The sequence below is a fragment of the Sphingomonas sp. NPDC079357 genome (genome assembly GCF_044901155.1).
GTDB lineage: Bacteria > Pseudomonadota > Alphaproteobacteria > Sphingomonadales > Sphingomonadaceae > Sphingomonas.
This window is the reverse complement of sequence record NZ_JBJDOM010000001.1, coordinates 1,378,576-1,404,828: the sequence shown is the minus strand read 5'-3', so window position 1 is coordinate 1,404,828 and position 26,253 is coordinate 1,378,576. Positions and strand designations below refer to the sequence as shown.

Below are 26,253 nucleotides of genomic sequence, written 5' to 3'. Positions count from 1 at the left end.
GGCGCCGCGACAGCAGATCAGCGGGTCGGAAGGAGGATCATCGGTGGTGCGCGGAGTGGCGGACGCCAGCGGAGCGCGATGCGCGGGGCGGGTGGCGCCGCGAGGGGGAGGAGTTGCCGGACTGTCGCCGCCAGCGGGAGGATCAGCAGCAGCACGATCGCGAGCAACGTCGCGGGTGCGGCAACCGCGGCAAAGGCGCACGGCCGCTCGAACCCGTCGTGCATCGGCGCGTCATGCCCATGAGGATACGCGGTGCTCGCCATCGCCATGCCGGGGCAGGAGACGATCGCGACCTTTCCGTGCGCGATCTGCGGCATGAACCCGGCCGGGACCAGCAGCCGCACCAGCAACGCCAGCGCGGCCACGATCGCGAACAGCGATGATCGTGGGCGGACGCCGCTCACAACGGGCCCTCCGTCATTGCGCGCGCATCAAGGCAATCCCGGGCCGGATCAGGACGCCCCGGATTGCTTCGCTGCGCGCGCAATGACGAACAACATTTGCCATGCGCCGCATCTTATCGGGAGATGGTTAACCAGAACATACCGCGTCGACTGCGATCACCGCCGAATGGCGCACCGGGAAGGCGACCGAACGCGCGATGAAGCAGCGCCGCTGCGCCTCGTCGTGGAGCGCCTCTGCCAGTGCGGCATTGCCCCCGGCGGCGATCGTGACGTGCGGGCGCAGCGTCGCCTCGCTGACCTGCCCATTGCCGTCCTTGTCCAGCGTCAGCACCGCATCCGCCTCGTCGCGATAATCGGTGACGACGATCCCGGCGTCGGCGCACAGGTGCAGATACCATAATTGATGACATGCGCTGACCGCTCCGAGCAGCAGCTCCTCGGGGTTCCAGCGCGTGGCATCGCCGCGGAAGCGCGGGTCCGACGAGCCGGGAATCGGCTGCTTGCCCTCGGCCGCAATCTCATGATCACGCGCATAGCTGCTGTAGCTGGCGGTGCCGACGCCGCGATTACCGGTCCAGTGCAGCCGGACGCGCGTCATGCCGCGTGGAGCCTTCGCGTGCGGCGATAGAGCCACCACGCCACCAGCGCGAACAGCAACGTCCCCGCGATCAGCGCCGGCCCCTCAAACCCGTCGACCAGCGCGAGCGGTGTTTCGGTGCCGGTCTCGTAGACGATACCCGCAAAGACGACGTTCCACAGGCTCTCGCCGACGATCATGCCCGTCGCGGTCAGCACGCCCAGCCGCTTCGCCGCCTCGGCATCGGGCAGCGCGTCGGCGCGCTTGTCGTAAAAATGGCCGATCACCGCGCCGATCACGACGGTCAGCGTCGCGCTCATCGGCAGATAGATGCCGAGCCCGACCCCCAGGGGCGGCAGCCGCAAGCGCCCGGCCCGCCCCAGCGCCTCGTCGAGCGCGATCGCGGCTACGCCGGCAAGCGCGCCCCAGCCGATCATCATCCAGTTGAGATTGCCGCCCAGCACGCCCTGCGCCAGCGCCGAGATCAGCGCCGCCTGTGGCGCTGCAAGCGCGTTCGGCCCCGCCCCCGGCATCCCGGCAAAGCCAAACGACGTGTAGAGCAATTGCATCACCGGCGGCACCACCACCGATCCGAAGCACACGCCAATCACCAGCGCGACCTGCTGCTTCCACGGCGTCGCGCCGACCAATTGCCCGGTCTTCAGATCCTGCAGATTGTCGTTCGAGATCGTCGCCACGCCGAACACGATCCCGGTCACGATCAGCGCATAGGCGACCAGCGCCTGCGTCTGCGCAACCTCCCCGCCGCGCCCGAACAGCCCGACCAGCAAGGTCGCGGCGGCGATCACCGACAGGATGCCGATCCCCGAAACCGGCGAGTTCGACGCGCCGATCAGCCCGGCCATATAGCCGCACACCGCCGCGATCACGAGCCCGATCACCGCCACGAACAACAGGCTGCCCGCCACCAGCGCCCATTCATGCCCGGCGAGCGGCCCGCCGCTCACCACCGAATGGAGCAGCAACGCGATCGGAACGAGCGTCGCGAGGCTCACCGCCGCGACGATCCCGATCGGCAGGTCGCGTTCCTCGATCGCAACGCTGTCGCCGCGCGCGGCGGTCAGCGAGGCACGCAGCCCGCCGATCACCGGCCGCGCGATCCGCAACAGGGTCCAGATCGCCGCGACCCCGATCACGCCCGCGCCGAAGAAGCGCACGTCGCTGCGGAACACGCCGTTCGCCCAGACCGCGACGTCGCCGGCCTGCGGCGCGGCGGCGGTCAGGATCGGCAGCACGACCCACCAGCCAACCACGACGCCGAGCAGGATCGCGAGTCCTGCCGATAGCCCGATCAGATGGCCGGCACCCAACAACGCGAACGACAGCCCGGCGCTCACCCCCGTCGCGCCGGCGCCGACGCGGAAGAATTGCGCCGCCTCGCCGGCGATCAGCCGCGTCTGCGTCAGGATCGAAAAGGCCGCGGCGGCCAGCGTGCTCGCGACGATCGCCGACAAGCCTTTGGCGCTCTCCGCCCCGCCGTTTCTGCTCTCCTCACCGACCTTGAGCACTTCGGCGGCGGCGCGGCCTTCGGGGAAGGGCAGCACGGTATCGACCACTAGGGCACGGCGCAGCGGCACCGAGAACATCACGCCCAGGATGCCGCCGGTCGCGGTGATCGTCGCGGTCGTGACGAACGGAAAGCCCTGCCACCAGCCGATCATCACCAGGCCCGGCAGCACGAAGATGATCGCCGCCAGCGTCCCCGCCGCCGAGGCGACGGTCTGGACGATATTGTTCTCGAGGATCGTCGAATCGCGAAACGCGCGCAGCACCGCCATCGAGATCACTGCGGCGGGGATCGAGGTGGCGAAGGTCAGCCCGATCTTGAGCCCGAGATAGACGTTGGCGGCGGTGAACAGCAATGTGATGAGCCCGCCCAGCAGCACGCCGCGCAGCGTGAGTTCGACGGGGGAACGGAGAGGAGCGGAAGCCATGCCGCCTTCGTGCCACAAGTCCGTCGCCGGTGACAGGGCGGCCCCACCCATGATGGTCAACGCCGCTGAGAGACCTTACAACCTGCGCCATGTATCGGCCGCCCGCTTTTCGTGAAGATCGTCGCGACGTGCTCCGGGTCGCGATTCGCGCGCATCCGCTGGCGACGCTCGTGACCGCAACCGACGGCGATATCGTTGCGAACGTGATCCCGTTCGGTCTGGAGGTCACGGCGCGAGGCGATGTGCTGAAGGCGCATCTGGCACGGGCCAATGAGCAGGTGGCCGCGTTACGCGCAGGCGCACCCGTGCTCGTCGTCTTTCAGGGGCCGCAAGCCTATGTCAGTCCCGCCTGGTATGCGAGCAAGCGCGTCCATGAAAAGGTCGTGCCGACGTGGAATTACGTCGTCGTGCAGGCGCGAGGCAGAGCACGGGTCATCGAGGATCCCGTCTGGGTGCTGGCGCACATCGAGGCCATGACGGCCGCGATGGAAAGCGGGCAGCCGGAACCATGGACGGTCGCCGATGCGCCGGCCGACTTCATCCACGCGCAAATGAAGGGGATCGTCGGGATCGAGATCGCCGTCGATCGCCTCGAAGGCAAATGGAAGGTCAGCCAGAACCGCAGCCGAGAGGACCGTATCGGTGTCGCCGACGGGCTCCGCGCTGGCGGCCACGACGATGTCGCCGGTCTGATCCCGCTTGATTGAGCCGCTACGCCGACGCACCGTCCTTGAGCTGGAACCGGTACAGGCGACCCGGCCCGTCCTCGGGCGCGAAATACAGGTCGCGCCCTTCGATTGCCATGCCCTCGGCGGTATAGGTGCCCGCATCGATCGATCGGCGTAGCGTCAGCCTGGGCCAGTCGAGCCAGTCGACCGTTCCGCTCCACCACGATCGCGGGCCACCCGCGACCAGTCTGCCGCCAGCAAACTTGATGTCCTGGTAGCGGGTCGGCGACGGATTGGGGACGACCCGCATCCGCGTCGGTGCGTCGCGGTCAATCACGTAAAGCAAGCGGCTGTTCCAGTTGCCCGCGACCAGCCAGCGCCCCTGCGCCGCTACGCAGCCGAGATGATCGGCGACCCGGATGCGCCGTCGCACGCGCAGCGTCTCGGTATCCAGCTCGATCAACACTGCCGAGCTGCTCGCGCGGAGTTCCGCGACCGGCACCCACAAGGACTGGCCGTCGACCGAAATCCCGCCGGGGTGATAGCGCGCGCCATCGGTCAGCTCGATCCGCCGCACGAACCGCCCTGTCCTGCGGTCGAACAGGTGCAGAAAGCCGCGACGCGAAAAGCGGTCGACCGAGGTCAACCACACGCGCGTCCCTTGCAGCGCCAATCCTTGGACGTGGAAGATCTCGCCATCCAGCGCCGTCGCTCCGCGGAAGCGTGCGCTCTCCACCTCATCCTCCGCTGTCTGTGGCGCCGCGGCGACCGACAGGCTCGACAGCAGCAACAAGGCGAGGGTCGTCCCGGATCGTATCCATCGACGGTTCATGGCCGGCCCCCGCAGCTTCGCTCGCCACGGCCATGCCCGCGCTTCGTGTCAGCAGCGCGCAAGTGGCGTTGCGGTTTGATGAGCGTTCGATGTCGTCCTAAAGACGGCGTCGATGTTAATCCGCCCTGCTTCGCCCGATGATGACGCGGCGATCGCCGCGCTGATCCTTCCGGAGATTGCGGCGGGCGAAACCTATGCCCTGTCGCGGGACATGGGTGCGACGGCGGCGGTGGCCTATTGGCGCGGGCCAGACCGCCAGACCTTTGTCGTCGAGAATAATGGTCGTCTGATTGGCAGCTATTTTCTTCGCGCCAATCAGGGCGGTGACGGTGATCATGTCGCCAATGCCGGCTATATGGTCGATCCCGCGGCGCGCGGACGCGGTGTCGCGCGCGCGATGGCGACCGATTCATTCGACCGCGCACGCGCCGCCGGCTTTATTGCGATGCAGTTCAATTTCGTGGTGTCGAGCAACCAGCGTGCGGTGGCGTTATGGCAGACGCTTGGCTTCGCGATCGTTGGGCGGTTGCCCGGCGCGTTTCGTCATCCCGCTTTGGGGCCGGTCGACGTTTTGGTGATGTTTCGCTCGCTGTAGCGAACCCCGCCCGGGGAACGGCCCGCCGACCGTTCCCCGCTCCGCTGCCGGTCCGACCCGGCGCATCCTGTCCTGTTTTTTCCTGTTCGTCCGCGCTCTTCGGTGCGGCGAATCGCTGCCTAGCGGACGTCAGGGCCAAAAAAAAGCCGGGCAAAGCCCGGCTGTAAAAGTTTTTAGGAGAGGATGCCTGAAAGGCACACCTTTTTTGCGCCGCAGCACGGCAGGACGCAAGTGCAATAATTCCTATCTCGATTGCAGGAATTGCAATTCACTTGCCGCAGACGTGCTCGACAGCGTCCTGCTCACCGCCTAGCAGCGCGGGCTAAGGATACGGAGACGAACATGGCGCAGGCGTTGCGGGTGGCATTGGCGGGGCTGGGGACGGTCGGAGGCGGCGTGATCCGCGTACTCGACGAGAACCGCGAGCTGATTACCCGGCGTGCGGGTCGCCCGATCGAGGTCGTCGCCGTGTCCGCGCGCGACCGGTCGAAGGATCGCGGCGTCGATCTGTCGCGCTTCGCCTGGGTCGACGACACCGCATCGCTTGCCGAGGCGGAGGCGGATGTCGTGGTCGAGCTGATCGGCGGATCGGACGGCCCGGCGCTGGCGCTCGCGCGGCGCACGCTTGCGGCCGGCAAGGGGTTCGTCACCGCCAACAAGGCGATGCTCGCGCATCACGGGCTCGAACTGGCGCGCATCGCGGAAGGTGCGGGCGTGCCGCTGAAGTTCGAGGCGGCGGTCGCGGGCGGCGTCCCGGTCATCAAGGGGTTGCGTGAAGGCGCGGCGGCGAACGTGATCGCGCGCGTCTATGGCATCCTCAACGGCACCTGCAATTTCATCGTCTCGAAGATGGAGGCCGAGGGTCGCGACTTCGCCGAGGTGCTCGCCGAGGCGCAGGCGCTCGGCTTTGCCGAGGCCGATCCGTCGTTCGACATCGACGGGGTCGATGCGGCGCACAAATTGTCGATCCTCGCCAGCCTCGCCTTTGGCACCGCCCCGGCATTCGGCGACGTGGCGATCAGCGGTATCCGCCATCTGCTCGCCGCCGACATCGCCGAGGCGGCGGCGCTCGGCTACCGGGTACGGCTGGTCGGCGTCGCGGAGGCGGACGGCGGGAAGCTGTTCCAGCGCGTTCATGCGCATCTCGTCCCCAACGATCACCCGCTCGCGCATGTCACCGGCGCGACCAACGCGGTGGTCGCCGAGGGCAATTTCGTCGGCCGGCTGCTGTTCCAGGGCGCGGGCGCGGGCGAGGGGCCGACCGCCAGCGCGGTGGTCGCCGACCTCATCGACATCGCGCGCGGCGAATCCGGCGCGCCGTTCGCTATGCCCGCCGACGCGTTGACGGTAGCGGTCGCCGCGGACAGCGGCGAGCGGCGTGGGCGTGCCTATCTGCGCTTTGCGGTCGCGGACCGCGTCGGCGTGCTCGCGGAGATCGCCGCGGCCATGCGCGACGCGGGCGTGTCGATCGAGAGCCTGATCCAGCGCGGTGCGCACGCCGATGGCAGCGTGCTGGTGGCGATCGTCACCCATGACGGACCGGAACGCTGCGTCGCCGCCGCGCTGGAGCGGCTGCGCGGGTCGCAAAGCCTGACCGGCGAGCCGTTGTGGATGCATATTCTGGGGTGAGCTTTCCCTCACCGTCATCCCCGCGCAAGCGGGGACCCAGGACCTCTGACGTTGCGAACGTTGCGAGCACCTGCGCGTCTCGATTCCCGCCTGCGCGGGAATGACGAGGGAGGAGGGTTTGCGCACGAGCCGGGGATGACGCCTCCGGCCCCGCCCGCTAAACTCCGCGGCATGAACGAAAATCTTACCGCCGATCGCGCGACGTTCGTCACGTATCTCGAATGCTCGCTGAGCGGCGAGCTTTACGAGGCGGACCAGCTTCACAACCTCTCGCGCGCTGGCCGGCCGCTGCTCGTGCGCTACGATCTCGACGCGCTGCGCGGCGCACTCCCGCGCGATACGCTCGCCGCCCGCCCGACCGATCTGTGGCGGTGGCGCGAGCTGCTGCCGGTACGCCACACCCGCAACATCGTCAGCCTCGGCGAGATCGAGACGCCGCTGATCCCGATCACCGCCAGCGCCGGCCCCAACGTCTGGGTCAAGGACGAGGGTCGGTTGCCGACGGGCAGTTTCAAGGCGCGCGGGCTGGTGATGGCGGTCGCGATGGCCAGGGAATTGGGTGTGACGCGGATCGCGATGCCGACCAACGGCAATGCCGGCGCGGCGCTCGCCGCCTATGCCACCCGCGTCGGGATCGAGACGATCGTCTTCTGCCCGGAGGACACGCCCGAGGTGAACGTCCGCGAGATCGCCGCGCAGGGCGCAAAGGTGTGGCGTGTCAACGGCTTGATCGACGATTGCGGCGCGATTGTTGGCAAAGGTGCCGCAGAGGGGCGGTGGTTCGACTTCTCGACCCTGAAGGAGCCGTACCGGATCGAGGGCAAGAAGACGATGGGGCTGGAACTGGCCGCGCAGCTCGGCTGGCGGCTGCCCAGGGCGATCTTCTATCCGACCGGCGGGGGCACCGGGCTGATCGGGATGTGGAAGGCGTTCGACGAGCTGGAGAGGCTCGGCTGGATCGGCGCGGAACGGCCGCGGATGTTTGCGGTACAGGCAGCGGGATGTGCGCCGATCGTGCGCGCATTCGAGGCGGGCGAGGAACATGCTGAACGCTGGGAGGACGCGCACACCGTCGCCGCCGGCATTCGCGTGCCGCGCGCGGTGGGCGACTTCCTGATCCTGCGGGCGGTGCGCGAGAGCGGCGGCCGGGCGCTGGCGGTCGGCGACCCCGCGATCCTGAAGGCGGTGGACGAGTGCGCGCGCAAGGACGGGCTGTTACTGTGCCCGGAAGGCGGGGCGACGCTGGCGGCCTACCGGCAGGCGCTGCGCGACGGGCTGGTTGATGAGGATGACGAGGTCGTGCTGTTCAATTGCGCGACGGGGTTGAAGTATCCGATGCCGCCAGCGGAGCAGCGGCTGGATCGGCATGGGACGATCGACTTCGACGCTTTGTGATCGCGCGACGCTACCTGGCCTCGATCTGCTCGACATCAGGAACCGAGCGGCCGACCCACCATGTATATAATAGGATACCCATGCCGGTAATGACGCTCACCGCAGCAATCGGCATGCTGTCGCTGTAGTCCTCCGCTTTTTCGATGATCCCGAGAGCACCGATCGCGATGCCAGCGACGACCATCACCCAGCCGATCAGCCCGGCGTTCGATCGTGCACGCGGTTCGATCTTTTCGATCAACAGGCGTGCGCTGGCGGGATCGACATCGAGAGCCTTGCGAACGGTGCGGTTAAGTATCGCTTGTGAGATCAGGCGGCAAACCTGCGCGAACATCAGCGACATGAACGCCAGCGCACCAAGCGGAAGAACTATTTCAACCATAAGCCATGATCCGCCTTGGCGGCAGGTTTAGCAACAACAAAGGCACCGGCGCCGATCATTTAACAAGTGCGGTCAGCCAAGGGGCCGTAAATTAAGGCGCTTAACCGCTTTGAGGCGGGGGGCGATCATTACTGCCCTTAATATGGCGCACACGCCCGTCGCCGCTGCAAGCCCTTCAGCGTCAACACCAGATGCCCCAGCCGCTCGCGCACCAGCCCTTCGTCGAGCAACAGCCGGATGGTCGCCGGATCGTTCCCGTGCGAGATGATCAGCGTCGCGCCGGCGCTGCGGGCGGTCCAAAGGATTTTCTCGAGCTGCTCGCGCGGCGAGCCGCCGGTCATCGCGTCCATGGTTCCCCACTCTCGGGCGTGCGCGCGACTCGTGCCGCCGCAGGGCCGGAGAGGACCGGTTGCGCGTCCGTTCGTCAACGCCCCGACGGCATGGTGACCGAAATTGATTGATGAAACGTTAAAGCGACGCGGCAAAGCGACAGGTCAGCCGCCGCCGTCGCGCTCGATGTCGGCACCGACAGCCTGCAGCTTCTCCTCCAGCCGCTCATACCCGCGATCGAGATGATAGACCCGCGAGACGGTCGTCTCGCCGTCCGCGACCAGCCCGGCGATGATGAGGCTCATCGACGCGCGCAGGTCGGTGGCCATCACCGGCGCGCCGACCAGCCGGTCGACGCCGGTCACCTCGGCGGTGCGCCCGCGCACGCTGATGTCCGCGCCCATCCGCGCCAGTTCGGGAACGTGCATGTAGCGGTTCTCGAAGATCGTTTCGGTCAGCGTGCTGGTGCCCGGCGCCTTGCACAGCATCGCCATGAACTGCGCCTGCATGTCGGTGGCGAAGCCCGGATAGGGCGCGGTCGACAGCGACAGCGGTTTCAGCTCCGCCTCGGACGTCACCATGATCGAGCCGCGCCGCTCCTCGATCCCGACGCCGGCTTCGCGCAGCGCGTCGAGCGTCGCGCCCATGTCGGCGGCGTTGACGTTGGTCAGCTCGACCGTGCCGCCGGTGACGGCGACCGCGCAGGCATAGCTGCCCGCCTCGATCCGGTCGGGCATCACCGCATAGGTCGCGCCGTGCAATTCGTCGACGCCCTCGATCTCCAGCGTGCCGGTGCCGACGCCCTCGATCCGTGCGCCCATCGCGATCAGGCAGCGGCACAGGTCGACGATCTCCGGCTCGCGCGCGGCATTCTCGATCCGGCTCGATCCTTTGGCGGTCACCGCCGCCATGATGACGTTCTCGGTCGCGCCGACCGACACGACCGGGAAGCTGTAGCTCCCGCCCGAAAGCCGTCCGCCGGGCGCGGTGGCGGTGACGAAGCCGGCGCTCATCTCCAGCGTGGCGCCGATCGCCTCCAGCGCCTTGAGATGCAGGTCGATCGGGCGATTGCCGATCGCGCAGCCGCCCGGCAGCGAGACGCGCGCCTGCCCGGCACGCGCCAGGATCGGCCCCAGCACCAGGATCGACGCACGCATCTTGCGCACGATGTCATAGGGGGCCTCGGTGGAGGTCAATTGCCCCGCACGGATCGTCATCACCCGGCCGAATTCATCGGGTTTGCTGCCCTCGATCCGTGTCGAGGCGCCCAGCTGGTTGAGCAAATGCCCGAAACCGTCGACGTCGGCGAGCCGCGGCAGGTTGCGCAGCGTCAGCGGCTCGTCGGTCAGCAACGCGCACGGCATCAGCGTCAGCGCGGCATTCTTAGCGCCGGAAATGGGGAGCTTGCCAGACAGGCGGCGGCCGCCGCGAATGATGATACGGTCCATCGGCACGCTCTATCGAAGCCGCGGCGTCGCGCCAAGTGAACGAACGCATCCGCCGGTTGATCGGTTTTAATGCAGTCCAATGCCACGCCCGCGTAACGATCCGAGGAACTTGAGGATCAACATTGCGTGCCAGCGCTTAGTTTCGCCGACCGGGTCGGCGATTTTCTATCTCTCACCACGGTCGAGCGCGGCGTGCTGGCGGGGCTTGTCGAGCGGGAACGCCCGCTGCGCCGGGGCGCGACGCTGGTGCGCCAGAACGAGCGCGGCACCGATCTGTTCGCGCTGAAAAGCGGGATGATGATGGGCTATGTGCTGCTCGGCGACGGCAGTCGACAGATATTGCGGCTGATCTTTCCGGGCGATCTGTTCGGAGCACAGGTGATGGTGTTCGGCAAGGCGCAACAGACGCTGGTCGCCGCGGCCGACAGCGTGGTGTCGCCGATCGATCGCGCCGCGCTGGCTGACGCGACGCTGCGTCATCCGCGGCTCGCGCTGGCGCTGACCGCGCTCGAACAGATCGAGAGCGCGTCGCTGGCGGATCGACTGGCGGCGGTGGCCAAGCTGCCCGCGCGCGCCCGGGTGGCGGGGATGTTGCTGGAAATCCGCGCGCGGATGCGGCGCGGCGATGCCGCGATCGGCGACAGCTTCACCCCCGGGCTGACGCAGGAGGAAATCGGCGACGCGGTCGGGCTGACCGCGGTGCACGTCAACCGGATGCTGCGCCAGCTTGAGGATCAGGCGCTGATCGCGCGCACCGCCGGGCGGGTGACGATCATCGACGAGGCGGGACTTCGCCGCGCGGCCGGCCGCAACGATCGCGGCGAGGATGCCGATCTCTCGTGGTTGCCCGAAGTGCAGCCGGCGTAGGCGGCGACGACGACCCTCCCGTCATTCCGGCTCAGGTCCGGCGCGACGATGGGGTCGGTCGATCGGTCAGTTGCCGCTGCGCGACAGCCCACAGGCCGCCAGTTCCGCATCGATCGCCGCGATCAGCCGCGCCAACGCCCCGGCATCGCGCCCTTCGGCGCGCAGCGTCAGCGCCGCTTGCGTGTTCGAGGCGCGCAGCAGCCACCAGCCGTCCTCGGTCGAGACGCGCACGCCGTCGGTAATCGTCACCCGCGCACCTTGTTTCGACAATCGCGTGGCGACTTCCTCGACCACCGCGACCTTGCGGGCGTCGGGTACGGGCACCCGCCATTCGGGCGTCGCGACCCGCGCGGAGGTGTCCTCGCGCAGATCGGTCAGCGAGCGCCCCGACAGGTGCACCGCGCGGATCAGCCGCACTGCGGCATAGAGCGCATCGTCGAAGCCGTAATATTCATGCGCGAAGAAGATATGCCCGGACAGCTCGCCCGCCAGCGGCGCTCCCAGTTCCTTCATCTTCGTCTTGATCTCGCTGTGCCCGGTCCGCCACATCACCGGCGTCCCGCCCAGTGCGGTGATCCGCTCGAACAAGGCGTCGCTCGATTTCACGTCGGCGACGATCGTGCTGCCGGGCAGTTCGGCGAGCGTCGGCCCGATCAGGATCGACAGGATCTCGTCGCCCCATAACACCCGGCCCTGCGCGTCGACCGCGCCGATCCGGTCGCCGTCGCCGTCGAAAGCCAGTCCGAAATCGAGCTTTCTCTCCGCCACCAGCGCCTGAAGCTGCGCGAGATTGGCCTCCACCGTCGGATCGGGGTGGTGATGGGGGAAGGTGCCGTCGATGTCGCAGAACAGCAGATGATGTTCGCCCGGAAGCTGCGCGGTCAGCCGCGCGATCGCCGGCCCGGCAGCGCCGTTGCCGGCGTCCCAGCCGATCCGGTACGTCCCCCCGGCATAGCCGGCGAGCAGCCGGCCGACGTAAAGGTCGAGGACGTCAGCCTCGGTGACGGTGCCGGCCCCGCTCTCCCAGTCGCCGGTCTCGGCGAGCCGCGCAAGATCGCGCACATCCGGCCCGCAGAAGCTGTTCCCCTGCATCACAAGCTTGAAGCCATTGTCCTCACGGGGATTATGGCTGCCAGTTACCTGTACGCCGCCATCCACCTCTAACGTCGCGGCGGCATAATAGAGCATCGGCGACGGCCCGACGCCGATCCGCACGACGTCGACGCCCGAGGCGGTCAGACCGGCCACCAGCGCCGCCTCCAGCATGGGCGAGTGCGTTCGCCCGTCATAGCCGACCGCGACGCGCATGCCGCCCGCGCGCCGGATGCGCGTCGCGAAGCCGCGTCCGACCGCCCACGCGTCGGCCTCGGTCAGCGTGTCGCCGACGCGCCCGCGAATGTCATAGGCGCGCAGGATCTCGGGCGAGAGCCGGTGCGTCATCGCGGGTCCTTCAACGCGGCGAGCAGCGTGTCGCGCGCTGCATTGACGCGCCGCGCGCGCTGTTCGGAGCCGCCGCGATCGGGGTGTAGCTCGCTCATCAGCCGGCGGTGCGCGGCGCGGATCTCGCCCGCGTCGGCGCGCGCGTCGACCCCCAGCACGCGCCGCGCCTCGCCGAGCGGGGAGGGGCGCTTTCTCGCCGGCTTGCGGAGCAGCATCCATACGCCCCACACGATCAGCGCCGCGACGATCCATTTGATCAGCATCGTCAGGCGGCCTGCGTCGCGCCGACGTCTGGCAGCGCCAGCGCGGCCATCATTTCGCGCAACTCCTGCCGCGCCGCGACATGGCTCAGCCCCATGCCGCCGAATTCCTTGGCGTCGAGCAGCGTCAGCCCCTTGGGGAACAGTTCGCGATAGATCACGCGCTCGCCCAGGCCCGGGATGATCCGGAAGCCGACGCGCCGGGCGAGCTGGTCCAGCGCCTCGGACACGCGTCGCATGTTGCGCGCCTCAAGGTATTGCAGGCGGTTGCGCAGCACGACCCAGTCGATGGTCGTCCCGTCCTCGCGCGCGCGGGCCTTGCGCGCGTCCCAGATCAGCTCCGAATAGAAACTGGGGCGCACCACCTTGTAGGTCTCGGGATCGACCTGCCCGATCAGGTCGAAGTCGACGAAACTGTCGTTCATCGGCGTCACCAGCGTGTCCGCCAGCGCCGCGGCGATCCGGGCTGCCGGATCGTCCCGCCCCGGTGTGTCGATGACGAGGAAGTCATAGCCATCGGTGAAGGCGCGGTACATTTCCGGGAAATTGCCATCGGCCCGCCCGTCGCCCGTGGCATGGACCGGCACTGCCAGATCGATCCCGGCGCGCTTCACCGTCGCCTCGCGGTTGTCGAGATAGCGGCCCAGCGTCCGCTGGCGATGATCGAGGTCGATGCACGCCACGCGCGCGCCCTTGGCGGCCAAGGCGATCGCGACGTGAACCGCCGTCGTCGACTTGCCCGTGCCACCCTTTTCGTTGGCGAACACGATGACATGCGTGCGGCCGTGTTGCGCTTCCGTCCCCGTTTCGGACAATTCGTCGCATCCTCGATTGATTGCGTCCTGTCGCGACCATAGAACCCCCGACCGCGAGTTTCGAGGGGTAACGGGTGGAAGTGTATCGTGATCTCGCCGGCCTGCGCGCCGCGCTGGAGACAGCGCGCGCCGGCGGGCGTGAAGTGGCGCTGGTGCCGACGATGGGCGCGCTCCACGCCGGGCATATCGCGCTGGTCGAGGCCGCGCGCCGTCCCGGCGCGCTGGTCGTCGCGTCGATCTTCGTCAATCCCAAGCAGTTCGGCGCCAACGAGGATCTGTCACGCTACCCGCGCAAGGAAATCAGCGACATCGCGATGCTCACCGACGCGGGCTGCGACGTGCTGTGGCTGCCGCCGGTCGAGCAGATGTATCCGGCGGGCTTCGCCACCAACGTCTCGGTATCGGGGGTGAGCGAGGGCTGGGACGGCGCGGCGCGTCCGGGGCATTTCGACGGCGTCGCGACCGTCGTCGCCAAATTGTTCAACCAGGTCCGCCCGACCCGCGCCTATTTCGGCGAGAAGGATTTTCAGCAACTCGCGGTGATCCGCCGGATGGTCGCCGACATGGATTTCGAGATCGAGGTCACCGGGGTGCCGACGCAGCGTGAGGACGATGGCCTCGCGCTGTCGTCGCGCAACGTCTACCTCCTGCCCGAAGAGCGTCAGAAGGCGGTCGCATTGCCCCGCGCGCTCGGCGTGGCGGCGCGCGCGGTGCTCGCCGGCGGTGCTGTCGACAAGGCGCTGGCGGATGCGGGCGCGACGCTCGTCGCGGCAGGCTTCACCGTCGATTATGTCGCACTGGTTGATGCCGAGACGCTCGAAAGCGATCCCGCACCGGGGCGGCGGCGGCAGTTGCTGGCGGCGGCGCGGCTGGGCAACACACGGCTGATCGACAACCTCGCCGTCGATCCCGTTTGATTGACTCACCCATTTTAAGTCATCGGCTTAGATGATCGCGGCCTTAACCATTTGGTGAGCCGAATCGGTGCAAACCTCACTTCACATTGAAGGATTGAGGGGTGGTCCGATGGCAACTGAATTCGACCTGGCGCTGTTAGCGCGCCGTATCAACGAAGCGACCCGCGGCGACGTCGACGCCGCCTATGATCTGGGCGTGGCCTATTCGACCGGCACGATGGGTGTGGTCCTCGACCTGATCGAGGCGCACAAATGGTTCAATCTGTCGGCGGCCTGGGGCAATGACGCGGCGGCGGCAGCGCGCTCGGACATCGCCGAGGACATGACCGCGCGCGAGATCGCGACCGCACAGCGCGCCGCGCGTGACGTGCTCGGCGGAATGCAGCGCCGCGCGGCCTAGGGTCTGAGCACAGACCCTAACCTGCGGCATCTCCTTGACCCGTCGCGCTTGCACAGCGCATAGCCCGGTCATGGAGAATACGACCGAGACGCTGTCCTTCGAAGCCGGTCTGCGCGAACTCGAGGAGATCGTCGCGCGGCTCGAATCGGGGGACACCCCGCTGGAGGAGGCGATCCGCCTGTACGAGCGCGGCAGCGTGCTGCGGCAACGCTGCGCCGACCGTCTGGATGCCGCACAGGCGCGGATCGAGGCGATCCGTACCGGCGCCGACGGGCGCCCCGCCGCGGTCGAGCCGTTCGCCGCCGGATGAGCGTCGCCGCCAACGCCTCGCCGCAGCTGAAAGCGGCGCTCAAGGAAGTGTCGGCGGAGATGGACCGGCGCTTCGACGCGCTGTTGCCGATCCCGAACGATCCGCGCGCGGACCTTTACCGCGCGATGCGCCACGCCACGATCGGTGGCGGCAAAAGGCTGCGTCCGCTGCTGGTGTTCGCGACCGCGCGGCTGTTCGACGTCGCGCGCGATGCCGCCGCGCGGGTCGCGGTCGCACTGGAGGCGATCCACGTCTATTCGCTGATCCACGACGATCTGCCTGCGATGGACGACGACGATCTGCGCCACGGCAAGGCGACCGTCCACAAGGCGTTCGACGAGGCGACCGCGATCCTCGCCGGCGATTGCCTCCATGCCCTGGCGTTCGAAGTGCTCGCCGATCCCGCGACGCATGCCGATCCGTTCGTCCGCGCCGAGCTGATCGCCGATCTCGCGCGCGCTTCCGGCCCGTCGGGCATGGCAGGCGGGCAGGCGATGGACCTCAAGGCCGACGGCACGCGCTTCGACCTGAACACCGTCACCCGGCTTCAGCAGATGAAGACTGGCGCACTGATCGGTGCGGCGGTGGAGGGTGGGGCGATCCTCGGCCGCGTCCCGCCGGAGGGGCGCCGCCACCTGCGCGGCTATGCGCACGACCTCGGGCTCGCCTTCCAGATCGTCGACGATCTGCTCGACGTCGAGGGGGACGAGCAACTTGCCGGCAAGAAGCTGCGCAAGGACGGCGATCAGGGCAAGGAAACGTTCGTCTCGCTGCTCGGCGTGGACCGGGCGCGTCAGCAGTCGCGGATGCTGGTCGACCAGGCGATCGACCATCTGCGCAGCTATGGCGAGGAGGCCGAACTGCTCCGCGCGATCGCCCGCTTCGTCATCGATCGTCGCGGCTGACCGAAAGGCTTCTCCCATGCGTATCGGCGTCTATCCCGGCACTTTCGACCCGATCACGCTGGGGCATATGGACATCATCCGCCGCGGTGCGAAGCTGGTCGACCGGCTGGTGGTCGGCGTCACCACCAACCCCGGCAAGTCGCCGATGTTCGCGCTCGACGAGCGGATGGCGATGGTCGAGCGTGAGGTCGCCGGCATCGGCGGGGACATCCGCGTCGTGTCGTTCGATTCGCTGCTCATGGACTTCGCCGAGCGCGAGCGGGCGACGATGATCGTCCGCGGCCTGCGCGCGGTCGCCGACTTCGAATACGAATATCAGATGGCGGGGATGAACCAGCAGCTGAACGACCGGATCGAAACGGTCTTCCTGATGGCCGACGTCTGCCTGCAACCGATCGCGTCGCGGCTGGTGAAGGAGATCGCGATCTTCGGCGGCCATATCGGCAAGTTCGTCAGCCCGGCGGTCTGCGAGGAAGTGGTGGCGCGCGTCGAGCGGGATGGCCGGCGGGGAGGCTGAGTCCGTTTCTCGCCCATCGTCATTCCCGCGCTCCCCTTTTTTCGTCATTCCCGCGAAGGCGGAAATCCAGACCCTCTCACGTCCCGGCTCCTTCGACGGAACTGCGCGTCTGGATCCCCGCCTCCGCGGGGATGGCGAAGGTGCGGCCCGCGCGTGTTCAGTTTGGCGCAAGCACGTTTCTGGTCTAGGGCGAGCCGGAACCCATTGATCCGATCCGAAAGACCCGATGCGCCCGATCGCCCTTTTCGCCGCCGCGCTCGCCGCGACCGTGTCCGTCGTTACCCCTGCCGTCGCGCAGGACCGGCTGCCCGCGCCGCCGCTGACCGACAAGACCAATATCTGGGTGCTCGATCTCTCGACCGGCGGCCGGGTTGAGGTGGCGCTGCGCCCCGATGTCGCACCGAAGATGGTCGACCGGATCAAGACGCTGACCCGCCAGCATTTCTACGATGGGCTGACCTTCCATCGCGTCATCGACGGCTTCATGGCGCAGGGCGGCGATCCCAAGGGTGACGGCACCGGCGGCAGTACGCTCCCCGATCTGCCCGCCGAGTTCAACTACCTCCCGCACGTCCGCGGCGCGGTGGCGGCGGCGCGTGCCGAGAAGGAGGACAGCGCGAACAGCCAGTTCTACATCGTGCTGCAACCGCGCTTCCAGCTCGACAAGAAGTACACCGTGTTCGGTCGCGTGCTGTCGGGCATGAACTATGTCGACCTGATCGAGAAGGGCGAGCCGCCGCAGAATCCGTCGCGGATCGTCCATGCCTATATCGCGTCGGACAATCCCCCGCCGTACCAGCCGCTGCCTGCCGCCGCCGCGCCGACGCTGCCGGCGACGCTCCCGACGCTGCCCGGCACCACGCCGGCCGCGGCGAAGCCTGCGCCGAAGAAGTCCGCTACCCGCCGCTGACACAATGAACGTCGATCTTTTCGACTTCACGCTCCCGCCGGAGCGGATTGCGCTGCGTCCCGCCGCCCCGCGCGACGCGGCGCGGATGCTGGTGGTCACGCCCGCCGGGCTGGCCGACCGCATCGTCTCCGACCTGCCGTCACAGCTCCGCGCCGGCGACCTGCTGGTCTTCAACGACACGCGCGTGATCCCGGCGCAGCTCGAGGGCATGCGGGGATCGGCGCGGATCGGTGCGACGCTTCACAAGCGCGAGGGGCCACGCCGCTGGCGCGCGTTCGTCCGCAACGCACGGCGGCTGCGCGACGGGGACGCCATCGACTTCGGCCACGACGTCACCGCCACCGCGCACGACCGCGCCGAGGATGGAAGCTGGGCGCTGGTCTTTGCGGGCGAGGAGCCGGTCGAGCTGCTGCTCGAACGTGCCGGCCGGATGCCGCTACCGCCCTATATCGCGGGCAAGCGCGACACCGACGCGCGCGACGCGCAGGATTATCAGACGATGTTCGCGGCAGAGCCGGGCGCGGTCGCCGCACCAACCGCCGCGCTGCACTTCACCCCCGCACTGCTCGATGCGTTGGCGGCGGTCGGGATCGAGCACGCCACACTGACGCTCCACGTCGGCGCGGGTACCTTCCTGCCGGTCAAGGCTGAGGACACCGCCGACTACAAGATGCACGCCGAATGGGGGCGGATCGACGCCGCTACCGCCGCGCGGCTCAATACCGTCCGCGAACGCGGCGGGCGGGTGATCGCGGTCGGCACCACCTCGCTACGGCTGATCGAGAGCGCGGCAGACGCGGCGGGGATGATCCAGCCGTTCGAGGGCGACACGTCGATCTTCATCACCCCCGGCTACCGCTTTCGCGGCATCGACGGGTTGATGACCAACTTCCATCTGCCACGCTCGACACTGTTCATGTTGGTGTCGGCGCTGATGGGCCTCGATCGGATGCAGGCGGCCTACGCCTATGCGATCGAGAGCGACTACCGCTTCTATTCCTACGGCGACGCGAGCCTGCTGCTGCCATAGTCGACGGCCGTCCGGGTGAGGTCACCCGGACGGCCGCGCGCCTTACGACGACAGCCCGACGCGCAGCGCGGCGTTGGGGTTGTTCGTCCCGTTCGGGAAGAAACCGCCACCGGTACGGTTCGCGCCGGTCGCGTTCAGGTATACGATGTTGTGCACCTGCTCGCTGCTGCGGCTGTAGGCGATGCCGTTGACGTTGGTGGGCACCAGGTTGGCGGCGTTGCCGTTGTTGGCGTCGACCAGCCCCTGATCGTCGTCGGAGCCGATACCGCGCGTGGTATCGTCGGTCGGCTTGCCGTCGAGCAGGTCGCGTGCGTCGGAGATCTTGGTCGTCGCGTCGATCAGCGCGGCGGTCGACATGCCCTTGGCGTAAAGGACGGTGCGCACGATCCCGGCGTGATACGCCTCGGCCGCGAGAATGCCCGCCGCCGCCTCCAGATAGGTCTTGTTCGTCAGCAGCGGCGCGGCGCCCTTATAGGCGGTGACCCCGACGTCCTCGAACAGGAACGCGCCGAGCAGGAAGTTTTCCGGCGACGAATAAGGGTCGAACGTATCGGTGTCCCCGATCACCTTTGCCGCGCGCGCCGCCGCAGTGAAGGCGCCGTTCGCGCCGCCGGCGATGTTGATGTTCGGCATCGCCACCGCCGCCGAACCGAGCGCCGCGCGGAGGAACGCGACGTGCGCGGCTTCGTCCGCAGCGATCTCGCGCGCATAGGCGCCCACCATCGGGTCCTTGGTGAAATCGACCTTCGCCCCGCCGGTTACGGTGCCGCCGGCGGTGCCGCTGCCGCTGGCGGTCTGCGCCGCCGACAGCCCGGTGCCGTTGACGGCGTACAGGTAGAATTGCGCCTCGAGATATTCGAGGTTGAGCGCGAGGTTCAGCACATCGCTGTCACTGATCGCCGACGGCGTCGGGGTTGGGGTCGGTGACGGCGTGGGGGTCGGTGCGGGCTGGTCTTCGTAATCGCCATAGCAGCCCGACAGCAGCGACGCGCCGCCCAGCAGCACCGCACCGCCACCGGCCGCCTTGAGGAAGCCGCGCCGCGCCGCGCGGCGCGCATCGGCGGCGGACAGGATTTCGAGAGCCTTGAACGGATCGATCATGGGGAAGATTCCTTGAAAGCGTCAGGAGAACATCATCGGAAGCGCCATTGCGCTCAGGTCGTCGACTTGATGTTCCCGTTGACGCCATTGGGGAAAAAGCCGCCCATCGTCGCCGTACCGGCGTTGAGATAGACGATGTTGAGCACCTGTCCCGGCGTCCGGCTGAAGGCCAGGCCGTTGGTGTTGAGCGGCGACAGATTGGCGGTCAGCGTGTCGCCGCTGCCCGAGGGGGCGATGCCCTGGTCGTCCATCGGCGCGATGCCGCGCACCTTGTCCTCGGTCGGCGCGCCGTCCAGCGCGTCACGCGCGGCGGCAATCTTCTCGGTCGCGTCGACCAGATCCTGCACACCCTTGGAATACAACGTCGTCCGCACGATCGCCGCGTGATAGGCCTCGACGGCGAGAATGCCGGCGGCGGCCTCGAGGAACGTCTTGTTGCTGAGCAGCGGCGCCGCGCCCTTGTAGGCGGTCACCCCGACATCCTCGAAGATGAACGCGCCGAGCAGGAAATCGGTCGGCGAAGCGTAGGGGTTGAAGATGCCGGTCGTCGGATCGACCACCTTGGCGGCGCGCGCCGCGGCGGTGAATGGCCCGTCCGCCGCGCCGCTGATGTTGATGTTCGGCATCGCCACCGCCGCCGTGCCGAGCGCGGCACGCAGGAACTTGACGTGCGCCAGCTCGTCGGCCGCGATCTCGCGCGCATAGGCGCCGACCAGTGGATCGGTCGTGAACGTCACCTGCGCGCCACCGGTGACGGTGCCGCCGGCCGTGCCGCTGCCGCTCGCGGTCAGCGTGCTGTCCAGCCCGGCGCCGTTGACGGCGTAGAGGTAGAATTGCGCCTCGAGATATTCGAGGTTCAGCGCGAAGTTGAGCACGTCGCTGTCGGTCACGCTGGTCTGCGCCAGCGCCGGATCGGCATAAGCGAACGCACCGCCAACGGCGGCGACACCCAAGGCAGCGGTAAAGAAGGCTCGGCGGTTCTCACGACGGCGCGCACGGCCGTCGAAGTTTTCGATCAAAAGATCTTGCTCGGTTCGGGCGTCTTGCATCGTCACTTCGCACCTCCCACAACCCACTGGGACGACACGAAACGCCTTCCTCAACGTGGGTAAAGTCAGGTACGACGCGAACTTGGGTTGGGATGCGGGATCGTTAAAAAAGAATTTCGACGATCGATCCTGCCAACGGAGGGCTGCGGTGACGGCTAACGAGACGGTTGCGGCCGAAACGCGAAGAGCGGCGCTCGCCGCCGCGCTGGCCGAGAGCGCGGCGGGCGATCGGCAGGCGTTCCGGCGCGTGTACGATCTGACCGCCGCGAAGCTTTTCGGCATCTGCCTGCGTATCTGTGGCGAGCGACAGGCCGCGGAGGACGTGTTGCAGGAGGTATATCTGATTGTCTGGCGCCGCGCCGCCACCTATCGGGCGGATCGCAGTCACCCCGTCACCTGGTTGGCGACGATTGCGCGCAACCGCGCGCTTGACTGGCGCCGTTCGCCACGCGGCCGCGCCTTCGTCCCCGTGCCGGCCGGCGGCACCGACGAGACGGTCGACGACACCCCGCGCGCCGATCAGGCGCTGGTCGCCACCGAGGACGGGCAGCGGCTGGATCATTGTCTGGAGGAACTCGACGAACGCCCCCGCCACGCGATCCGTGCGGCCTTCCTCGACGGGCTGACCTACGCCGACATCGCCGGGCGCGTCGGGGTGCCTTTGCCGACGATGAAGAGCATCATTCGCCGCGCATTGCTCCGGCTGCGGGAGTGTCTGAACCATGACGCCTGACGATCGCACACTCGCTGCCGAGTTCGTGATCGGCCTGCTTTCCGCGGACGAGGTCGCGCAGGCGGAGGCGCGCCGCGCACAGGATGCGGACTTCGCTGCCGAGGTCGCATGGTGGGAAAGTCGCTTCGCTCCGCTGTTCGATCACTATCGCGATACCGTGCCGCCCGCGTATCTGCTGGAACGGATCGAGGCGATGCTGGCGCTGCCGCACGTCGCGGGGCGGAGCAAGCGCGTCCACTGGCGCTCGCTTGCGATCGGCGCGACCGGCGGCGCGATCGCCGCCTCGCTCGCGGCGTGGCTGCTCACGCCGGTCGCGGTGGTGCCGCCACCGCCGTCGGCCACGACGCCCGCACAGCCGGCCGGATTGATGGTCGCGCAGCTCGCATGGTCCGACAAGAGCCGTCTGCCCGCCCCGGTGGCGATCGTCGAGCCGGCGCTCGGCTCGGTGCGGCTGACGCGCGGCATCGACGCGCCCGACGATCGCGACGGGCAATTGTGGCGCATCCCGGCGGGCGGCAAGCCGGTTTCGCTGGGGCTGCTGCCGCGTGGCGATGCGCGCGAGGTGCGCGTCGCCCGGGCGGACCTGCCGGCGATTGGAAGCACGCTGGCGATCTCGATCGAGCCGCGTGGCGGATCGCCCACCGGTCAGCCGACCGGGCCGGTCGTCGCCGCCGGCACGCTCGAACGGTTGTGACGGCACCCGGGCGTTCGCCATGCCGGCAACCGAATGCGCATGGTTTCGAGTGTGTTCCATCCACCTGTTGATCTAAATTTGTTTACGAAACGGCCGTAATTAGCTCGTGTGTGGAATCGGGCCAGATACGCGCCATGTGGCTGAGAAACGTCCTCGCCGATCGGGGCGGCGGCGTCAGCGTGCTTGCCGCACTGTCCGTGGTCAGCGTGATCGGCATGGCCAGCTTCGCGGTCGACCTCAACCGCGGCTATGAGATCATGGTCTCGAACCAGCCCGTCGCCGACATGGCGGCGCTGGCCGCGGGGGTTGCGTACAGCGCGGCGAAGAGCGAGACGATTTTGCAACCGACCGCGCAGGATCTCGCCGCGGTCCACGGCATCACCTCCGGCACCGTCGTCGCACGGCTGGTCAGCGACGTGCCGACCCCCGGCGCGAAAGCGGTACAGGTGACGATCACCGTCCCGCTGACGATCACGCTCGGCCGGGTGCTCGGGCTGGGAGCGAGCTTTCCGGTGAGCACCACCGCCACTGCCAGCCTCGCCACCCAGTCGACCGCCGGCTGCATCGTCGGGCTTGCGAACTCGGGCACCGCGATCGAGACGAAGGGCGGCGCCACGATCAACGCGCCGGCGTGCGCGGTCGCCGGGGTGGGGACGGTCGCCAACAACGGCACCGGTATCACCGCGAAGACGATCATCTCCGGCGCGGGTGACATCGTGAACAATTACGGCACGCTCGCAGCCGATTTGCTTCGTTACGCCGGCAGCTTCACCAATCCGAGCTGGAACAACAATGTGCCGGGCCCGGACAAGCGCGTGAGGCAAGGCTCGACGGTCGCCGATCCGCTCGCCGACAATCTCGATCTCGGCAGCGCGCGTTCGCTGATCGGAACGTGGCGAGCCCCGGTCGCGCCGTCGAACCCGACGACACCCGGCGGCGGCGATGTGTGGTCGTTCAGTTCGTCGCCGTCCGCGGCGGTCGCCAAGTTCCGCAAGGGTAACAGCAGCAATTTCGTGGTGCCCGCCGGCAATTACACGATCGATACGCTCGCGGCCACAGGCGGCGTCAGCGTTACCTTCAACGCAAACTCGACGGTGACGGTCGCCCGCGGCGCGACGATCGACGGCGGCGCGACGGTCGTCTTCGGCAACGGCACCTATCGCATCAACGGCGGCTTTTCCGGGGCGAACGTGACCTTCGGCGACGGCGAGTTGTCGATCGGGCAGGGGACCGTCAGCTTCACCGGTGCCAGTCGCATCGGCGGCGGGCCAGTGACGATCAATGCGCCGCTGTCGATCGGCGGCGGCGCCACGCTGGCGGTCGGTGCCGGGGCGCACACCTTTGGCGGCATCTCGGTCGGCGGCGGCAGCTGGCTGACGATGGGCAACGGCGCGCTCAATGTCGCTGGCGGGGTGTCGGTTGCCGGCGATTCCACCATCATCGCAGGCGCGGGTGACGTCGCCATCTCCAATCCCGGCGCGCGCGCGATCGATCTGAGCGGCAGCGGGCGCTTCTTCATGGGCGATGGCCTGTTCAGCGCCAACGGTTCAGTGGTCACTGCCGGGGGCAGCCGGCTGGTGTTCGGAAGAACCGCCAACCACCTCATCAATGGTGACCTGTCGGTTGCAGGATCGGTGCTGTTCGGCGCGGGCCGCTACACCGTCGCTGGCAATCTCGTGAACGGCACCGGCGGCACGACTTGGCCCTATACCTCGCCGATCAACAATCAAACGTGGGGCGATTATCTGGAGGGCACCAGCGTCTCGGACTATGATATGGCCGGGGTCAACGTTACCCTCATCCTGTCAGGAACGATCAATCTGGCCGGCGGCGCCAAGACGTTGCTAATCGCGCCCGCGACAACGACGAGCAACGGCGCGATCGCCGACATGCTGATCGACAGCCTTACCTCGACCGACACCAGCTGGAGCGCCGGCGCCACCAGCACGTTCAGCGGTGCGGTGCACCTACCCAATTCGGCGCTGACCAGCAGCGGTGGCAACAATACGCAGTCCGGCGTCCGATGCTTCATGCTGGTGGCGCTGCGGGTGACCGTCACCGGTGGCGCGACGACAGGATCGACATGCTCCGGGATTGGCTCGGGGGCCGGGGGCAGCGGCACGGTGGACCTGATCTCATGAGCAAGGACATGCTGCTTCATCGCCTGTCGCGCGACCGGCGCGGCGTGGCGGCCGCCGAATTCGCGCTATGGATGGTGCTGTTCTTCATCACCATGCTCGCCGCGCTCGATATCGGCACCTTCTCGATCGAGCGCGCGCGGCTGGCTCAGGCGATGAGCGGGGCGTCAATCGCCGCGTTCAAGTCGCGCGATGCGGTCAACTTCACGGCCTTGCCGGGCTACCTGCGCGCCGCCGCCAACGTCACGACGCCGGGTGCGCTGACCGTCACAATTGGCTGCAACGGCGGGCAGGACAATTGCGTCAACACGTCGCGGACCTGTTCCTGCCTCACCTCAACGGCGACCCTGGTGGCCGCCAGCAGTTGCGGCGCGCCGTGCGGCAGCGGGGCGTCAGCGAACAGCCAGTCCGGCTATTACCTGAAGATGACGGCTTCCTACCCGTTCCGTCCCGCGCTGCTGCCACGCGGAATGCTGGGCAACGGCGTGGTGTCGCAAAGCACCACGGTGCGGCTGCAATGATCCGCGACGAACGCGGCGCGACCGTGATCGAGTTCGCGATCGTCCTGCCGTTGTTGCTGATGGCGCTGTTCGGACTGATCGAGGGCGCGCGGCTGGTGTGGATGGATCAGGCGCTCGACCAGGCGGCCTACAGCACCGCGCGCTGCCGCACGATCGCCAGCACCGCCTGCGACAGCGCTGCCAAGCAGGTCGATTACGCCGTTCAGCGCGCCAGGGCGAACGGCGTCACCGTGAGCCCGACCGATGTCGTCATCAATCCCGGGGCGACCTGCGGCGGGGCCAGCGGCGCGCTGCTGGTGACGCTGACCGTGCCCTTCGGCTCGCCGGTCGGAAAGCTGTTGCCGCTGCCGCAGACGGTGCGTGGACGGTCTTGCGTGCCGGTGCTGCCAAAGGTCTGAGCCGCCCCGAAAGCGGCAGTTGCAAATTGTAAGAAACCGACGTTCCGCCTGATGGGACAAAAGTCTATGGCGCTGCCGTCCGCGGGGCCATTGCCTTGGGGGGAGCCACCGTTGCGAGGCTCGTGGGAGAGAAACGTTGGCGAACCTGCTGCAGTCCGTGATGCGGACGCTCTACACGGCGCTGCCCGCCAAGCAATCGCTGCAGGTTCAGTATCTGAAGGCGCTTGGGCAATGGCCCGATCTCGATAACCCGAAAACCTTTAATGAGCGCGTGCAGGCCCTCAAGCTCGCACCGCCCAACCCCTTGCTACCGTTACTTGCCGATAAGGTGAGAGTAAAAGACTGGGTAGCCGAACGTGCCGGCCGTGACGTGGTGATCCCGACCTTGTGGTCGGGCAAGGTGCTGCCTGCACAAGTGCCGTGCGCCACCCCATTCGTCGTAAAGGCAAACCATTCGTCGGGCTGGAACGCCTTTATCCGCAGCTATGACGAGGCGACATGGCAGCAACTTCGCGTGACCAGCGAGACGTGGCTTGAGAAGGATTGGCATCCGTATTTGCACGAATGGTGGTATAATGAGATCGATCGGCTGCTGCTGATTGAGCCGATGATCGGCGAGAACCTTAACGACTACAAGTTTTTCTGCTTCAACGGGCAGGTGCGTGCGGTGCAGGTCGATGCCGGGCGTTTCATCGATCACCGACGCAGCTTCTATAACCGCGATTGGCAGCAGATGCCTTTCAGTCTCGCGCACGACCAGATCGAAGGTGATGTGCCCGCGCCACGTCATCTGAAACGCATGATCGAGCTTGCCGAGGTGCTATCGGCGGGCTTCGCATTTGCGCGGATCGACTTCTACGATCTGGAGGCTGGCCCGATGTTCGGCGAGATCACCTTTGCGCCGGGCGCGGGTCTGGAGCGCTTCTCACCGCCGTCCGCGGATCGCCTGATGGGCGACTGGTGGGCGGAAAGCGAACAGCGTTTGTCGGGCTCACGATCGGACGATCTGCCGATCGCGGTCTGATCGCGTCAC

Annotated in this window: 30 protein-coding genes; 18 read left to right on the top strand and 12 right to left on the bottom strand. The window is 67.7% G+C overall.

Annotated features, from left to right (window positions below; translation table 11 throughout):
• Nucleotides 1–17 precede the first annotated feature (17 nt).
• From ACI2JO_RS06545 to ACI2JO_RS06535, 3 genes are all read right to left on the bottom strand, one after another.
• Complete coding sequence (locus tag ACI2JO_RS06545; protein WP_404719895.1) at nt 18–404, bottom strand: hypothetical protein; 387 nt, start codon at nt 402–404, stop codon at nt 18–20.
• Between the two features lie 127 nt (nt 405–531).
• Nucleotides 532–1,002, bottom strand: a complete 471-nt coding sequence (locus ACI2JO_RS06540) for an OsmC family protein (protein ID WP_404719894.1) — start codon at nt 1,000–1,002, stop codon at nt 532–534.
• Entirely contained in the window at nt 999–2,936 is a 1,938-nt protein-coding gene (locus tag ACI2JO_RS06535) for an OPT family oligopeptide transporter (RefSeq protein ID WP_404719893.1), read from the bottom strand. The genes ACI2JO_RS06540 and ACI2JO_RS06535 overlap by 4 nt, the downstream gene beginning before the upstream one ends.
• An 89-nt stretch (nt 2,937–3,025) precedes the next feature.
• On the opposite strand from ACI2JO_RS06535, the gene ACI2JO_RS06530 reads away from it, so the two are divergent.
• Nucleotides 3,026–3,643 (top strand): FMN-binding negative transcriptional regulator, encoded by a 618-nt coding sequence (locus tag ACI2JO_RS06530; protein WP_404719892.1) that lies wholly within the window; start codon nt 3,026–3,028, stop codon nt 3,641–3,643.
• Between the two features lie 4 nt (nt 3,644–3,647).
• Here the strand turns inward: ACI2JO_RS06530 and ACI2JO_RS06525 are convergent, their stop codons facing one another.
• Entirely contained in the window at nt 3,648–4,436 is a 789-nt protein-coding gene (locus ACI2JO_RS06525; RefSeq protein ID WP_404719891.1) for a DUF6454 family protein, read from the bottom strand.
• A gap of 112 nt (nt 4,437–4,548) precedes the next feature.
• Here ACI2JO_RS06525 and ACI2JO_RS06520 point away from each other — a divergent pair, with 112 nt between their 5' ends.
• The 3 genes from ACI2JO_RS06520 (at nt 4,549) to ACI2JO_RS06510 (ending at nt 8,055) form a co-directional block, all read left to right on the top strand.
• The gene (locus tag ACI2JO_RS06520; RefSeq protein WP_404719890.1) at nt 4,549–5,031 is read left to right on the top strand and encodes a GNAT family N-acetyltransferase; all 483 of its coding nucleotides are present in this window, start codon (nt 4,549–4,551) and stop codon (nt 5,029–5,031) included.
• 342 nt (nt 5,032–5,373) lie between these two features.
• Nucleotides 5,374–6,660: a homoserine dehydrogenase gene (locus tag ACI2JO_RS06515; RefSeq protein WP_404719889.1), complete on the top strand. Its 1,287-nt coding sequence runs from the start codon at nt 5,374–5,376 to the stop codon at nt 6,658–6,660.
• 171 nt (nt 6,661–6,831) lie between these two features.
• Complete coding sequence (locus tag ACI2JO_RS06510; protein WP_404719888.1) at nt 6,832–8,055, top strand: threonine synthase; 1,224 nt, start codon at nt 6,832–6,834, stop codon at nt 8,053–8,055.
• 10 nt (nt 8,056–8,065) lie between these two features.
• On the opposite strand, the gene ACI2JO_RS06505 is transcribed toward ACI2JO_RS06510, so the two are convergent.
• From ACI2JO_RS06505 to murA, 3 genes are all read right to left on the bottom strand, one after another.
• Nucleotides 8,066–8,398: a hypothetical protein gene (locus tag ACI2JO_RS06505; RefSeq protein WP_404719887.1), complete on the bottom strand. Its 333-nt coding sequence runs from the start codon at nt 8,396–8,398 to the stop codon at nt 8,066–8,068.
• Nucleotides 8,399–8,574: 176 nt separating this feature from the next.
• Nucleotides 8,575–8,787, bottom strand: coding sequence for a hypothetical protein (locus ACI2JO_RS06500; protein ID WP_404719886.1), 213 nt, complete (start codon nt 8,785–8,787; stop codon nt 8,575–8,577).
• Between the two features lie 144 nt (nt 8,788–8,931).
• Nucleotides 8,932–10,215 (bottom strand): UDP-N-acetylglucosamine 1-carboxyvinyltransferase, encoded by a 1,284-nt coding sequence (gene murA / locus ACI2JO_RS06495; protein WP_404719885.1) that lies wholly within the window; start codon nt 10,213–10,215, stop codon nt 8,932–8,934.
• 126 nt (nt 10,216–10,341) lie between these two features.
• On the opposite strand from murA, the gene ACI2JO_RS06490 reads away from it, so the two are divergent.
• Complete coding sequence (locus ACI2JO_RS06490) at nt 10,342–11,082, top strand: Crp/Fnr family transcriptional regulator (protein WP_404719884.1); 741 nt, start codon at nt 10,342–10,344, stop codon at nt 11,080–11,082.
• 66 nt (nt 11,083–11,148) lie between these two features.
• Here the strand turns inward: ACI2JO_RS06490 and pgmG are convergent, their stop codons facing one another.
• Genes pgmG through ACI2JO_RS06475 form a run of 3 tightly spaced genes read right to left on the bottom strand, consistent with a single transcriptional unit; the run spans nt 11,149 to nt 13,597 of the window.
• The gene (pgmG, locus tag ACI2JO_RS06485; RefSeq protein WP_404719883.1) at nt 11,149–12,522 is read right to left on the bottom strand and encodes a phosphoglucomutase/phosphomannomutase PgmG; all 1,374 of its coding nucleotides are present in this window, start codon (nt 12,520–12,522) and stop codon (nt 11,149–11,151) included.
• Nucleotides 12,519–12,785 carry a DnaJ domain-containing protein gene (locus tag ACI2JO_RS06480; protein ID WP_404719882.1) on the bottom strand — a complete coding sequence of 89 codons (267 nt, stop codon included), beginning with the start codon at nt 12,783–12,785 and terminating at the stop codon, nt 12,519–12,521. The genes pgmG and ACI2JO_RS06480 overlap by 4 nt, the downstream gene beginning before the upstream one ends.
• Before the next feature lie 2 nt (nt 12,786–12,787).
• Nucleotides 12,788–13,597 (bottom strand): division plane positioning ATPase MipZ, encoded by an 810-nt coding sequence (locus ACI2JO_RS06475; protein ID WP_404719881.1) that lies wholly within the window; start codon nt 13,595–13,597, stop codon nt 12,788–12,790.
• Between the two features lie 74 nt (nt 13,598–13,671).
• On the opposite strand from ACI2JO_RS06475, the gene panC reads away from it, so the two are divergent.
• The 7 genes from panC (at nt 13,672) to queA (ending at nt 18,586) form a co-directional block, all read left to right on the top strand.
• Nucleotides 13,672–14,514 (top strand): pantoate--beta-alanine ligase, encoded by an 843-nt coding sequence (gene panC, locus ACI2JO_RS06470; RefSeq protein ID WP_404719880.1) that lies wholly within the window; start codon nt 13,672–13,674, stop codon nt 14,512–14,514.
• A 109-nt stretch (nt 14,515–14,623) separates the two neighbouring features.
• A complete protein-coding gene (locus tag ACI2JO_RS06465; protein ID WP_404719879.1) occupies nt 14,624–14,914 on the top strand; it encodes a hypothetical protein in 291 nt (96 codons plus the stop codon).
• 70 nt (nt 14,915–14,984) lie between these two features.
• Nucleotides 14,985–15,224, top strand: coding sequence for an exodeoxyribonuclease VII small subunit (locus ACI2JO_RS06460; RefSeq protein WP_404719878.1), 240 nt, complete (start codon nt 14,985–14,987; stop codon nt 15,222–15,224).
• Nucleotides 15,221–16,129: a polyprenyl synthetase family protein gene (locus ACI2JO_RS06455; protein WP_404719877.1), complete on the top strand. Its 909-nt coding sequence runs from the start codon at nt 15,221–15,223 to the stop codon at nt 16,127–16,129. The genes ACI2JO_RS06460 and ACI2JO_RS06455 overlap by 4 nt, the downstream gene beginning before the upstream one ends.
• A gap of 16 nt (nt 16,130–16,145) precedes the next feature.
• Nucleotides 16,146–16,646, top strand: coding sequence for a pantetheine-phosphate adenylyltransferase (gene coaD / locus ACI2JO_RS06450; protein ID WP_404719876.1), 501 nt, complete (start codon nt 16,146–16,148; stop codon nt 16,644–16,646).
• Between the two features lie 226 nt (nt 16,647–16,872).
• Nucleotides 16,873–17,556 (top strand): peptidylprolyl isomerase, encoded by a 684-nt coding sequence (locus tag ACI2JO_RS06445; RefSeq protein ID WP_404719875.1) that lies wholly within the window; start codon nt 16,873–16,875, stop codon nt 17,554–17,556.
• A 4-nt stretch (nt 17,557–17,560) separates the two neighbouring features.
• Nucleotides 17,561–18,586: a tRNA preQ1(34) S-adenosylmethionine ribosyltransferase-isomerase QueA gene (gene queA / locus ACI2JO_RS06440; RefSeq protein ID WP_404719874.1), complete on the top strand. Its 1,026-nt coding sequence runs from the start codon at nt 17,561–17,563 to the stop codon at nt 18,584–18,586.
• A 42-nt stretch (nt 18,587–18,628) separates the two neighbouring features.
• Here queA and ACI2JO_RS06435 read toward each other — a convergent pair whose 3' ends face one another.
• Together ACI2JO_RS06435 and ACI2JO_RS06430 are read right to left on the bottom strand one after the other, a co-directional pair.
• Entirely contained in the window at nt 18,629–19,687 is a 1,059-nt protein-coding gene (locus tag ACI2JO_RS06435; RefSeq protein WP_404719873.1) for a ferritin-like domain-containing protein, read from the bottom strand.
• Nucleotides 19,688–19,740: 53 nt separating this feature from the next.
• Nucleotides 19,741–20,736, bottom strand: coding sequence for a ferritin-like domain-containing protein (locus ACI2JO_RS06430; RefSeq protein ID WP_404719872.1), 996 nt, complete (start codon nt 20,734–20,736; stop codon nt 19,741–19,743).
• A gap of 148 nt (nt 20,737–20,884) precedes the next feature.
• Between ACI2JO_RS06430 and ACI2JO_RS06425 the strand changes: the two genes are divergently transcribed.
• The 6 genes from ACI2JO_RS06425 (at nt 20,885) to ACI2JO_RS06400 (ending at nt 26,244) form a co-directional block, all read left to right on the top strand.
• On the top strand, nt 20,885–21,469 hold the full coding sequence (locus ACI2JO_RS06425; protein ID WP_404719871.1) for a sigma-70 family RNA polymerase sigma factor: 585 nt from the start codon (nt 20,885–20,887) through the stop codon (nt 21,467–21,469).
• Nucleotides 21,459–22,163, top strand: coding sequence for an anti-sigma factor domain-containing protein (locus tag ACI2JO_RS06420; protein WP_404719870.1), 705 nt, complete (start codon nt 21,459–21,461; stop codon nt 22,161–22,163). The genes ACI2JO_RS06425 and ACI2JO_RS06420 overlap by 11 nt, the downstream gene beginning before the upstream one ends.
• Nucleotides 22,164–22,297: 134 nt before the next feature.
• The gene (locus ACI2JO_RS06415) at nt 22,298–24,304 is read left to right on the top strand and encodes a beta strand repeat-containing protein (RefSeq protein ID WP_404719869.1); all 2,007 of its coding nucleotides are present in this window, start codon (nt 22,298–22,300) and stop codon (nt 24,302–24,304) included.
• Nucleotides 24,301–24,822, top strand: coding sequence for a TadE/TadG family type IV pilus assembly protein (locus ACI2JO_RS06410; RefSeq protein ID WP_404719868.1), 522 nt, complete (start codon nt 24,301–24,303; stop codon nt 24,820–24,822). The genes ACI2JO_RS06415 and ACI2JO_RS06410 overlap by 4 nt, the downstream gene beginning before the upstream one ends.
• Nucleotides 24,819–25,220, top strand: a complete 402-nt coding sequence (locus tag ACI2JO_RS06405) for a TadE/TadG family type IV pilus assembly protein (protein WP_404719867.1) — start codon at nt 24,819–24,821, stop codon at nt 25,218–25,220. Before ACI2JO_RS06410 ends, ACI2JO_RS06405 begins: the two co-directional genes overlap by 4 nt.
• A 136-nt stretch (nt 25,221–25,356) precedes the next feature.
• Nucleotides 25,357–26,244, top strand: coding sequence for an ATP-grasp fold amidoligase family protein (locus tag ACI2JO_RS06400; RefSeq protein WP_404719866.1), 888 nt, complete (start codon nt 25,357–25,359; stop codon nt 26,242–26,244).
• Nucleotides 26,245–26,253 lie beyond the last annotated feature (9 nt).